9 protein-coding genes are annotated in these 11,722 nt (G+C 32.5%); all 9 read right to left on the minus strand.

All coding sequences use genetic code 11. The annotated features are described in order from the left end of the window. Nucleotides 1–8 precede the first annotated feature (8 nt). Nucleotides 9–1,904, minus strand: a complete 1,896-nt coding sequence (ftsZ, locus tag ACEWL1_RS01155; RefSeq protein WP_409231450.1) for a cell division protein FtsZ — start codon at nucleotides 1,902–1,904, stop codon at nucleotides 9–11. Nucleotides 1,905–1,957: 53 nt separating this feature from the next. Further along, nucleotides 1,958–3,274: a cell division protein FtsA gene (ftsA, locus tag ACEWL1_RS01160; RefSeq protein ID WP_409231451.1), complete on the minus strand. Its 1,317-nt coding sequence runs from the start codon at nucleotides 3,272–3,274 to the stop codon at nucleotides 1,958–1,960. Nucleotides 3,275–3,280: 6 nt separating this feature from the next. Next, nucleotides 3,281–4,000: a cell division protein FtsQ/DivIB gene (locus tag ACEWL1_RS01165; RefSeq protein ID WP_409231452.1), complete on the minus strand. Its 720-nt coding sequence runs from the start codon at nucleotides 3,998–4,000 to the stop codon at nucleotides 3,281–3,283. Further along, complete coding sequence (gene murC / locus ACEWL1_RS01170; RefSeq protein ID WP_409231453.1) at nucleotides 4,001–5,347, minus strand: UDP-N-acetylmuramate--L-alanine ligase; 1,347 nt, start codon at nucleotides 5,345–5,347, stop codon at nucleotides 4,001–4,003. It lies immediately after the preceding gene. A 63-nt stretch (nucleotides 5,348–5,410) separates the two neighbouring features. Continuing rightward, a complete protein-coding gene (gene murG, locus ACEWL1_RS01175; protein WP_409231454.1) occupies nucleotides 5,411–6,508 on the minus strand; it encodes an undecaprenyldiphospho-muramoylpentapeptide beta-N-acetylglucosaminyltransferase in 1,098 nt (365 codons plus the stop codon). Beyond that, entirely contained in the window at nucleotides 6,492–7,682 is a 1,191-nt protein-coding gene (locus ACEWL1_RS01180) for an FtsW/RodA/SpoVE family cell cycle protein (protein ID WP_409231455.1), read from the minus strand. The genes murG and ACEWL1_RS01180 overlap by 17 nt, the downstream gene beginning before the upstream one ends. Before the next feature lie 6 nt (nucleotides 7,683–7,688). Further along, nucleotides 7,689–9,026: a UDP-N-acetylmuramoyl-L-alanine--D-glutamate ligase gene (gene murD, locus ACEWL1_RS01185; RefSeq protein ID WP_409231456.1), complete on the minus strand. Its 1,338-nt coding sequence runs from the start codon at nucleotides 9,024–9,026 to the stop codon at nucleotides 7,689–7,691. Then, a complete protein-coding gene (gene mraY, locus ACEWL1_RS01190) occupies nucleotides 9,027–10,253 on the minus strand; it encodes a phospho-N-acetylmuramoyl-pentapeptide-transferase (protein ID WP_409231457.1) in 1,227 nt (408 codons plus the stop codon). 2 nt (nucleotides 10,254–10,255) lie between these two features. Further along, entirely contained in the window at nucleotides 10,256–11,719 is a 1,464-nt protein-coding gene (locus ACEWL1_RS01195) for a UDP-N-acetylmuramoyl-L-alanyl-D-glutamate--2,6-diaminopimelate ligase (RefSeq protein ID WP_409231458.1), read from the minus strand. Between the last annotated feature and the right edge of the window lie 3 nt (nucleotides 11,720–11,722).

Genomic DNA, 11,722 nt, shown 5'->3' on the forward strand with positions numbered 1-11,722 from the left:
AAAAATTATTAATCTACATTATCGTGCAAAAATGAGTTATTAGATCTTAATTGTGCTTCATCATTTGCATCTGTACTTAATGTAGTTTTTGATTTACTTAAATCAGAATTCACCTCATCTAAATCTACACCCAATCTTCTATATGCTGGTTGCTTTTCTATCTCATCTATGTTTTTATGTACCTGATCAGCAAACTTATAGTTAAATCCTTTCATTTTTTGACGGCGTAATTCTGCTGTTTTTTCAAGCTCTGAAATAGTAATACTTAACGGAGAAATTTCTTCAGAAATAGTCTCTATTTCTTCAACTTTTTTTGTTTTTATCGTAAATGATAACTCTTCATCTTCTTTAACAACGCTTTGTTTTTGTTGACTTAACATAGAGCTTTTTCCAATAGTTGGTTCTGTATCAAAATCTTCTAAAACATATCTTTTCTCAACAACATCTGTAGCTTCTGCTACAATCTCGGTAGCATCATTCACTTCAATTTCATTTACATCATCAATAGATAAATCGAAACGAACCTCTTTGGATTCTGGCTTAATTTCTTCATAACTGTTTAATGGTAAATCAAACAACGTTTCCATTTGAATTGGAGCTGATTTTTCTTCAACAACTTCTTCTATAGTTGGCGTTGCATCTGTAATAATAAAATCATCATCAAAAACTGTTTCGTCTTGAATCTCATCATAAACTACATCAATATTATTGATGAATTTTGTTGTTGGAGTCAATGTTGTTTTCTCTTCCACAACATCTTCTTCTAAAACATGAACAATTTTAGCTTCTGGCTTACTTGATGTTGGTGTATCTAAAGTACTAGATTTAGTAACTGTTTTTTCAGAAAAATCATAGGTTGCTTTTTGTTCATCTTCTAACGTATGAATAATTTTTTTAACTTCTGTATTTGTAATTGTACTTTGCTGATCTGCAGCAAAACCTGTTGCAACAATTGTTACAGAAATGGCATCTCCTAACGCTTCATCTTCACCAATTCCCATAATAATATTAGCATCATAACCTGCTTCAATCTGAATATAATCGTTTATTTCACCGATTTCATCCAAGGTAACTTCATCAACACCAGAAACAATTAATAACAATACGTTTTTGGCTCCTGTAATTTTATTATCGTTTAACAACGGAGAATCCAACGCTTTTACTATGGCATTTTTACCTCTGTTTACACCCGATTCTTTTGCAGAACCCATAATTGCTGTTCCGCTATTAGAAAGCACGGTTTTAGCATCATGTAAATCGATGTTTTGTTTGTAATGATGTGTAATTACTTCTGCAATTCCTTTTGCAGCTGTAGACAATACTTCATCCGCTTTAGAGAAACCAGCTTTAAACCCTAAATTTCCATAAACTTCTCTTAATTTATTGTTATTGATGACAATTAAAGAATCTACATTATTTCTTAATGTATCTATTCCAATTTGAGCTTGATTTGAGCGCATTCTTCCTTCAAATTGAAAAGGCATTGTAACAATACCAACGGTTAAAATATCCATGTCTTTGGCTATTTTAGCAATTATTGGTGCAGCACCTGTTCCGGTTCCACCACCCATCCCGGCAGTTATAAAAACCATTTTGGTTTGCGTGCTTAACATTTGCTGAATTTCAATCAAACTTTCTTGAGCTGCTTTTTCTCCAACTTCTGGATTTGCACCAGCACCTAAACCAGACGTTAAGTTTGCACCTAATTGTATTTTATTTGGAATTGCACTATTTTCTAATGCTTGTGCATCTGTATTACAGATTACAAAATCTACTCCTTTAATATCTTGCTGAAACATATGATTTACAGCATTACTTCCACCACCACCAACACCAATTACTTTAATAGTATTTGATTGTGATTTTGGCATTTCAAATGAAATGTTATCGAATTCATCGCTCATAATAACTTTTCTATTTTATAGGGTTTATATATTATTTTTTATTCTTTAATTCTTTATTCTGCGTTGTCTAAAAACTCTTTGAAACGCTCTGTAAACTTGTCGAAAAAAGATTTTCTTTTTTCAACCGGTTTTTCTTCTATTTTTACTTCTTCTGAAGTAGCTGCATTTGCTATTTCTTCTTCTGTTTTTTCTGCAACAAACTCTTTTCCTTCTTTCTCTAACCCTTCCATCAACAAACCAACTGCGGTTGCGTAAGCCGGACTAGAAAGTGCTTCATCAGAATCTCCTGCTAAATGCTCGTTTGGATACCCAATTCTTGCATCCATTCCGGTGATATATTCTACCAACTGACGTAAATGTTTTAATTGTGCTCCACCACCTGTTAATACAATTCCGGCAATTAGTTTGCCCTTTGCTGTTTCGTGTCCGTAGTTTTTAATCTCTAAATACACGTGCTCTATAATTTCCTGAACTCTTGCATGTATAATTTTAGACAAATTCTTTAACGTAATTTCTTTTGGTTCTCTTCCTCTTAATCCCGGAATTGAAACAATTTCTGTTTCTTTATTTTCTCCTGGCCACGCAGAACCAAATTTTATCTTTAATAATTCAGCTTGCTTTTCAATAATTGAGCAACCTTCTTTTATGTCTTCTGTAATTACCCCTCCACCAAACGGAATCACTGCTGTATGACGAATAATTCCGTCTTTAAAAATGGCTAAATCTGTTGTTCCACCTCCTATATCAATCAATGCAACACCTGCTTCTTTTTCTTCTTGACTCAGTACAGCTGATGCTGATGCTAAAGGCTCTAGTGTGATATCAGATAAATCTAAACCTGCACTTTTTACACAACGACCAATATTTCTTATTGATGAAACCTGGCCAACAACAACATGAAAATTAGCCTCTAACCTTCCGCCGTACATTCCAATAGGTTCCTTGATTTCTCCTTGACTATCCACTTTAAATTCTTGCGGCAATACATGAATAATTTCTTCTCCAGGAAGCATTACCAATTTATGAACTTGGTTTACCAAATTATCGATATCATTCACATCAATAACCTCTTCAGCATTATTTCTTGTGATATAATCACTATGATGTAAACTTCTAATATGTTGCCCAGCAATCCCAACGACTACATCCTCAATTTTTTGTCCAGAAACACTTTCTGCTTCTTCAACAGCTTGTTGAATAGACTGAATTGTTTGTGTAATATTACTTACAACACCTCTTTTTACCCCTAAACTTTTAGCTTTACCAATACCTAAAATTTCTAATTTATTGTATTCGTTTTTCTTACCAATCATGGCAACAATTTTGGTTGTACCAATATCAAGACCTACTGCTATTTTATTGTTTTCCATCTTGTCTTATTTTGCGCACACAACTTGATTGTGATATTTTAAATTTATTGTTTTGTACTGATCAATTGTTTTATCAACAAATGCCTTATTATAAAATGCCTTTAATTTTTTAAATTTCACCTTAGTATCTTCTAAAAAACCGAACTCAATTTTATATTGCCCGCTCCTAACGCTTAAAATAAATTCATTATTCTGCGTTTTATGTATACCAATAATTTCTTTTTTTAAAAAATCATCAGCTAAAATTACATTTACAAACTTTGTTAATTCTTGTAAATTTCCTTTATTTACAGCACCTGTTATCAGTATTACTCTTGCCGAATAGTTATCTGACAACGGAACCTCAAACCCGTGTTTATCAATATAATAAGACGAATCAACATTGTTAATTCTTGCGATTGGCGTGCGTTGTTTTACTGTTGTTTTTAACACACCATCTATCGTGTAAAATACCGTTGCACTTTCTATATATGGATTTGAAAGTACAGCATGTTCTAGCTCTTGTAAATCTATGACAGATTTTGGTTGTTTTTTAAGCTCTTTATTATTTTGTATTAACAATTTATTAACCATTTCTTGTGTTAAAAAATCATTTGGACCTTCAGTAAATTCTATGGTTATTTTTTTTATTTTTTTATTCGAATTTTTAACCGAAGAGAAACTATATAAAAACACCAAAGATGCTATTAACAGTATAAAAAACAGATATGTTGCAGCTTTTTTCACTTAGTTTATTTTCTTTTGATTTATTTCTTTTACCACATCATTTATCAAAACACCAATATCTCCTGCTCCAATCATCACAATAACTTTTGCGGATGATTTTTGAATCTCTGTAATTACATTATTTTTTTCTACTACTTTTTTACTTTTTGAATTGATTTTACGCAACAACCATTCAGAATTTACCCCTTCAATTGGCAATTCTCTCGCTGGATAAATATCCAACAACAATACTTCGTCAAATTTTGAAAGCTCGGTGGCAAAACCATCTACAAAATCTTTGGTTCTGCTAAATAAATGTGGTTGAAAAACCGCCAAGACTTTTTCGTTTGGATACATTTCTCTAACCGAATTTTCTACTGCTTTTATTTCTGTCGGATGATGCGCATAATCATCAATCAACACCAATTCTGGTGTGTTAATTTTATACGAAAATCTACGTTGTACTCCTTTAAACGTTTTTAATTGCTCTTTGATTAACTCAAGCGGAATTCCATATTCATTTGCCATAGCTAATGCCGCTAAAGCGTTCATTACATTATGTTTTCCTGGCAAATAGAATTCAATATTTTTTATAGTTTCTGTTGGCGTTTGTACATCAAAAATGTATTTACCTCTTTCAATTTTAAGATTAAATGCCTTGTAATCTGCAGCTTCCTCAATAGCGTAGGTCAGCCCTTCAATTGGCAATCCTTTGGCAACGATTAATTTGTCTGACACTTTATTTGAAAAATCATTGAACGTTTTTATCAACTCATTATGGTCTCCATAAATATCTAAATGATCTGCATCCATAGATATTACACAGGCAATATTTGGCGATAATTGTAAAAAAGAACGATCAAACTCATCGGCTTCCACAACCGAAACTTTATCTTCTCCTAAAATTAAATTCGAGTTATAATTCTCTGCAATTCCGCCTAAAAAGGAAGTCGCTTTACTTGGCTGCATAATATGCCCTAAAATTGATGATGTTGTCGTTTTTCCATGTGTTCCTGCAACTGCCAAACAAAACGTGTTTTCGGTTATTTTTCCTAAAATTTCCGCACGCTTTAAAATAGTAAATCCTTCTTTTTTTAAATACTTATATTCTACATGATCTTTCGGAATTGCTGGCGTAAACACCACCAATGTTTTTTCTTTTGACAGAAAATCTGTTGGAATATGCTCTACAGCATCTTCAAAATGAATTGCAATTCCCAATGCTGACAAACCACTTGTAATGTTTGTTGGCGTCTTGTCGTAACCGGCAACATTTTTACCATTTGCTTTAAAATAACGCGCAAGTGCACTCATACCGATTCCGCCGATACCTATAAAATAAACGTTATGTATAGTATTTAAATTCATATTACGTGTCTGTTTGAGCGGAGTCGAGACCTACTAAATCTCTCGACTCCGCTCGAGGAAACATCATTCTTTATTTAATAATTTTTCTATCTCGTTCACAATTTGACTTGTTGCATTTGGCAAAGCCAACTCATTAATATTTTCACTTAAACTTTGTTGTTTTCCTTTGTCTTTCATCAACGTTTCAAAAACAATTGGAAACGTTTCTAACTCACTTTCTTTTAGCAAAATTGCTCCGTGTTTATCTGCAATTGATTTTGCATTTTTAGTTTGATGATCTTCTGCAACATTTGGCGATGGAATAAAAATAGTTGGTTTTCCCACAATACATAATTCTGACACCGAACTTGCTCCAGCTCTAGAAATAATAATATCTGCTGCAGCATAGGCTAAATCCATTCTGTTTAAAAATTGATGTACTTGTACATTTTCATTTTTATTGTATTGCTGATATTCATCAACATATAACTTCCCACATTGCCAAATCAGTTGAATAGCTTGTTCTTTAAAAAAGGCTAATTGTTCTTCAACCAATTGATTGATTCTTCTTGCTCCTAAGCTTCCGCCTAAAACCAATATTGTTTTTTTAGCTGCATCTAATTCATAAAAACTTAACGCCTCTTCTTTTTTATTATGAATCGTTAATAAATCTTGTCTTACAGGGTTTCCTGTTTTTACAATTTTATCGGCAGGAAAAAATCGCTCTAAATTATCATAAGCCACACAAATTGATTTCGCTTTCTTCCCTAATAATTTATTGGTAATTCCTGGATACGAATTTTGTTCTTGTATCAACGTCGGAATCCCTTTTCTGTTTGCAATCATAAGCGTTGGACCACTTGCAAATCCGCCAGTTCCAATCGCTATTGTTGGTTTAAATTCTCTGATAATTCTAGATGCTTTCCACAAACTACTAATCAGCTTAAAAGGAAATGATAAATTTTTCAAGGTCAGTTTTCTCTGAATTCCAGAAATCCACAATCCTTTTATTTCATATCCAGCTTGCGGGACTTTTTCCATTTCCATTTTATCTTTTGCGCCAACAAACAAAAATTTTGCATCAGGATAGCGCAACTTTAATTCGTTTGCAATCGCAATCGCCGGATAAATATGTCCGCCTGTTCCACCGCCACTTATTAGAATGTTAATCGATCGCTTCATGTAAAATATCTAAAGGATTATCATCTAAAATTGTTTCTTCTGTTTCGTCTTTTGATGCGCTTACACTTAAAATCATTCCGAGCGCAAAACAGGTCATCCAAATTGATGTACCACCACTACTTATTAACGGCAACGTTTGACCGGTTACCGGGAATAAATTACTGGCCACCGCCATATTTATCATTGCTTGAAAAATAATCGGCAAACCAACTCCAATTACTAATAAAGAGGCAAAAACTGTATTTGCTTTTTTAGCAGCAATTACAATTCTAAACAGCAATAAAAAATAAATAAAAAGCACTAAAAATGCTCCAACCAAACCATATTCTTCAATAATAATTGCATAAATAAAATCTGAGGACGATTGTGGTAAAAAGTTTTTTTGTACACTTTTTCCAGGTCCATTTCCTGTTAATCCGCCAGTAGCAATTGCTATTTTTGCTTTGTTAACTTGATAGCCTTCTACTCCATCACTTTTTGAGAAACTTTCTATTCTACTTTCCCAAGTAGCAACACGATTTGGCATCGCATCTGGAAAAGCTTTTGCTGTTAACACAAATAATGTTAGAAAAACAACTCCAATTCCTAATATGAATCCGATATATTTTGCTGGATATCCGCCAATAAATGCTAACAAAATTACCATGGTAAAAATAATTGCTGTTGTAGAAAAATTAGCGGGTAAAATCAATACTAAAACACAGGCAACTGGCAACCACAATTGCCATAAACTTTCTTTAAATTCTATTTTCTTTTCTTTGTTTTTTGCTAAATATCTTGCTACATACACCATCAGTATTAATCCTGCTAATGTTGATGTTTGAAAACCTACACCAACAAACGGAATACGAATCCATCTACTTGCATTTGCTCCACCAATTGTAGTTCCTTGAGACAAGGTATAAATCAACAATAAGATAATTATTGGCAACATTAGTACAGAACCTCCACTAAAATATCTGTACGGAATTTTATGAACTCCATAAATAATTACAAAACCCATAATTAGTAAAATCATGTGTTTTATTAAATATCCAAATGTTGAACCAGAACCCACAACATATACCAGATTTGTACTTGCGCTATATACTGGCATAAACGAAAAAATCGCCAATATTGCAACAATAGTCCAAATGGTTTTATCTCCTTTTATATGTTTGAGTAGGTGTATCACTTTAAATTATAAAATTGATCTTACTGCTTTTTTAAATTGTCTTCCTCTATCTTCATAATTATCAAATAAATCGAAACTTGCACATGCTGGTGATAATAATACATTGTCTCCTCTTGTAGCCAGTTTTGCAGCAACCTTAACAGCTTCTTCTGCCCCGGCAGTTTCTACAATAATATCTACCACGTTGCTAAAAGTTTCAATAATCTTTTTATTATCAACTCCTAAACACACAATTGCTTTTACTTTTTCTCTTACCAATGGTAATAAATCGTGATAATCATTTCCTTTATCAACTCCGCCAACAATCCAAACCGTTGGATTATTCATACATTCTAATGCATAAAAAGTTGCATTTACATTTGTTGCTTTAGAATCGTTTATATATTGTACTTCTTTTACTTTTTGCACGTTTTCTAAACGATGCTCTGCACCTTCAAAATTTGAAAGGCTTTCTTTAATGGTTTGCTTTCTTACTTTTAATAATTGTGCTGCCATGGTAGATGCCATCGCATTTTTAACATTGTGCTTACCTTGTAAGGTTAGGTTTGATAGTGGCATAGTAAATTCTTCTGTATTTATTTTCGTTATTATATTTTCTCCCTTTATAAAAGCTCCAAATTCTAATTCTCTTTCTATGGAAAAAGGAATTAATGTTGCTTTCGTTTTATTTTCTTTTAACCAATTATTAGTTGCTTCATCATCTGCATCATAAATCAAATAATCGTTTTCTGTTTGATTCTTTGTAATTCTAAATTTTGACTCTACATACTTATTAAAATCATATTCGTATCTGTCTAAATGATCTGGTGTTATATTCGTTATAATGGCAATATGTGAATTGAATTTTTCAATTCCATCTAACTGATAGCTGCTCAATTCTAACACGTACGAATCATAATTCTGCTCTGCAACTTGTTGCGCAAAACTATCTCCAATATTTCCTGCAACTCCAACATGTAAGCCTGCTTTCTTTAACACATGATGTGTTAATAGCGTTGTTGTTGTTTTTCCGTTTGATCCTGTAATCCCAATGATCGTTGCATCTGTAAATTGACTCGCAAATTCTATTTCTGAAATTATAGGAATTTGCTTTTGTATCAATTTTTGAACTAACTTAACTTTCTCAGGAATTCCTGGACTTTTCATCACCAAATCAGCATTTAAAATTTTCGCTTCTGTATGTTGATTTTCTTCAAATTCAATATCATTATGTAAAAGAACTTTTTTATACTTCTCTGCAATTGTTCCTTTGTCAGAAACAAAAACTTCATAGTTTTTTTGCTTTGCTAAAATGGCTGTACCAACACCACTTTCTCCTCCACCAAGAATCGCTAACCTTTTCATTTATCTTAATTTCAAAGTTGCAATTGTAAATACGGCTAACAGAATTCCAACAATCCAAAAACGCGTTACAATTTTGCTTTCGTGATATCCCGATTTTTGATAATGGTGATGTAATGGCGACATTTTAAAAATGCGTCTTCCTTCTCCAAATTTCTTTCTGGTATATTTAAAATATCCTACTTGTAAAATCACCGACATATTTTCGACAACAAAAATTCCTGCTAAAAAAATCAACAACAATTCCTTGCGGATTGATATAGCAATTACTGCGATAATTCCGCCAATTGTCAAACTTCCTGTATCTCCCATAAAAACTTGAGCCGGAAATGTATTGTACCAAAGAAATCCGATTAACGAACCTGCAAAAGCCAAAATAAAAACGGTCATTTCTCCAGAATTTGGGATGTACATTACATCAAGATAATCAGCAAAAATGATGTTCCCAGAAACCCAAGCAAAAACGGCTAATGTTATGACTATAATTGCGGATGAACCTGCGGCCAATCCGTCAATTCCGTCTGTTAAATTTGCTCCGTTAGAAACTCCAGTTACAATAAAAACTACTACAAAAATGAAAATAATCCATGCGTAGGTTTCATATCCATCTCCTAAAAAACTCAATGCTTTTGAATAATCTAATTCGTTGTCTTTTAAAAACGGAATCGTAGTTTTAGTAGATTTATGTACATCACCAAAAACTTGTTTTCTTCCGTTTTCTTGCACAATTTGTTGTTCTACTGGTAATTGTTCTTTAATGGTTACTTCTGGATGAAAGTACAGCATAGAGCCAACAATTAATCCCAAACCAACCTGACCTAATACCTTAAATTTTCCACTTAAACCGCCTTTGTCTTTTTTAAATATTTTTATATAATCATCTACAAAACCAATAAAACCCATCCAAATGGTTGTTATGATTAATATGATTACATAAATATTGTCTAATTTTGCTAATAAGACTACCGGAATTAAGGTTGCTAGAATGATGATAATTCCTCCCATAGTTGGAGTTCCAGATTTTTGAGCCTGACCCTCTAAACCTAAATCTCTCACTGTTTCTCCAACCTGTTGCTTTCGCAAATAATTGATGATTCTTTTTCCAAAAATCGTTGAAAACAACAACGAAAATATAAACGCCAAAGCAGCACGAAATGTGATAAACTGAAACACACTTGCTCCTGGTAAACTAAATTGACTCTCTAAATATTCGAATAAATAATATAACATTCTTACTTATTTAATTGAATTAAACATTCGGTAACAACTTCTAAATCATCAAAATGAAATCGTTCTCCATGTATTTCTTGATAAGTTTCATGACCTTTTCCCGCAACCAACACAATATCTCCACTTTCAGATAATTTACAGGCCGTTTTTATAGCTTGCTTTCTATCTACAATCGACAAGGTTTTTGCAAGGTTTTCTTCGCTAACTCCAACTTCCATTTCATCAATAATCGTTTGTGCATTTTCTGTTCTTGGATTATCAGAAGTAAAAATTGCTTGATTGCTTAATTGTGAAGCAATTCTTGCCATTTTTGGTCTTTTTGTCTTATCTCTATCACCACCACAACCAACAACTGTGATTACCTTTTCTTTACCTGTTTTAATATCAGCAATGGTTTCTAACACATTTTTTAGCGCATCTGGTGTGTGTGCATAATCTACAATTGCTGTGATTCCTGTTTTTGAAATTGTATACTGAAAACGACCACTTACACTTTCCAATTCACTTACCAGTCTTAAAATCTCTAACTTTTCTAAACCACACAATTCTGCAGTTCCAACAATTGCTAATAAATTATACGCATTAAAAGTTCCGATGAGTTTAGACCAAATTTCTGTTCCGTTTACCGTTAATAAAGTTCCAGACATTCTTTTTTCTAAAACTTTTCCTTTAAAATCTGCAATGGTTTTTAACGCATACGTTCTTTTTGTTGCTTTGGTATTTTGCAACATTACCGTTCCGTTTTTATCATCAATATTTACCAAAGCAAAAGCTGTTTTTGGCAAGGAATCAAAAAATGCTTTTTTAACATCTCTATATGCTGCAAATGAATTGTGGTAATCTAAATGATCATGAGAAAGGTTTGTAAAAACGCCGCCTTCAAAATGTAAACCGTGTGTTCTTTTTTGATGAATTCCGTGCGAACTCACTTCCATAAAACAATAATCAACACCTTCGTTAATCATATCGTTTAAATACGAATTGATGGACATTGAATCTGGAGTTGTATGTGTTGCGTTGTATTCTTTATAGTTAACTACAACTTTTACGGTTGAAAGTAAACCAACTTTAAATCCAGCTTTTTTAAATAATTGATACAATAAAGAAGCAATGGTGGTTTTACCATTTGTTCCGGTAACTCCAATTAATTTTAATTTTGATGATGGATTCTCAAAATAATTTGAAGCAGAAATTGCCAATGCACTTTTAGCGTCTTTTACTTTGATGTAAGAAATATTTTCTAAAATTGCAGCTGGTAATTCTTCACAAATAATTGCGGTTGCTCCTAATAAAATGGCTTTTTCAATAAACAAATGACCATCAACTGTTACACCTTTTTGCGCAACATACATATCATTCGATTTCACTTTACGAGAATCAAACTGAATTGAATGTATTTCAATATCGATTGACCCAAGAACTTCTTCGATAGTTACTTTATATAATATGTCTTTTAATTTTTTCAATTT

Origin of the sequence: Polaribacter gochangensis (assembly GCF_046224025.1) — a bacterium.
Taxonomy (GTDB): Bacteria; Bacteroidota; Bacteroidia; order Flavobacteriales; family Flavobacteriaceae; genus Polaribacter; species Polaribacter gochangensis.

Excerpts from the sequence above, each read along its gene's own strand:
- ftsZ (WP_409231450.1), bottom strand. The coding sequence starts at position 1,904 with ATGAGCGATGAATTCGATAACATTTCATTTGAAATGCCAAAATCACAA.
- ftsA (WP_409231451.1), bottom strand. The coding sequence starts at position 3,274 with ATGGAAAACAATAAAATAGCAGTAGGTCTTGATATTGGTACAACCAAA.
- murC (WP_409231453.1), bottom strand. The coding sequence starts at position 5,347 with ATGAATTTAAATACTATACATAACGTTTATTTTATAGGTATCGGCGGA.
- murG (WP_409231454.1), bottom strand. The coding sequence starts at position 6,508 with ATGAAGCGATCGATTAACATTCTAATAAGTGGCGGTGGAACAGGCGGA.
- murD (WP_409231456.1), bottom strand. The coding sequence starts at position 9,026 with ATGAAAAGGTTAGCGATTCTTGGTGGAGGAGAAAGTGGTGTTGGTACA.
- mraY (WP_409231457.1), bottom strand. The coding sequence starts at position 10,253 with ATGTTATATTATTTATTCGAATATTTAGAGAGTCAATTTAGTTTACCA.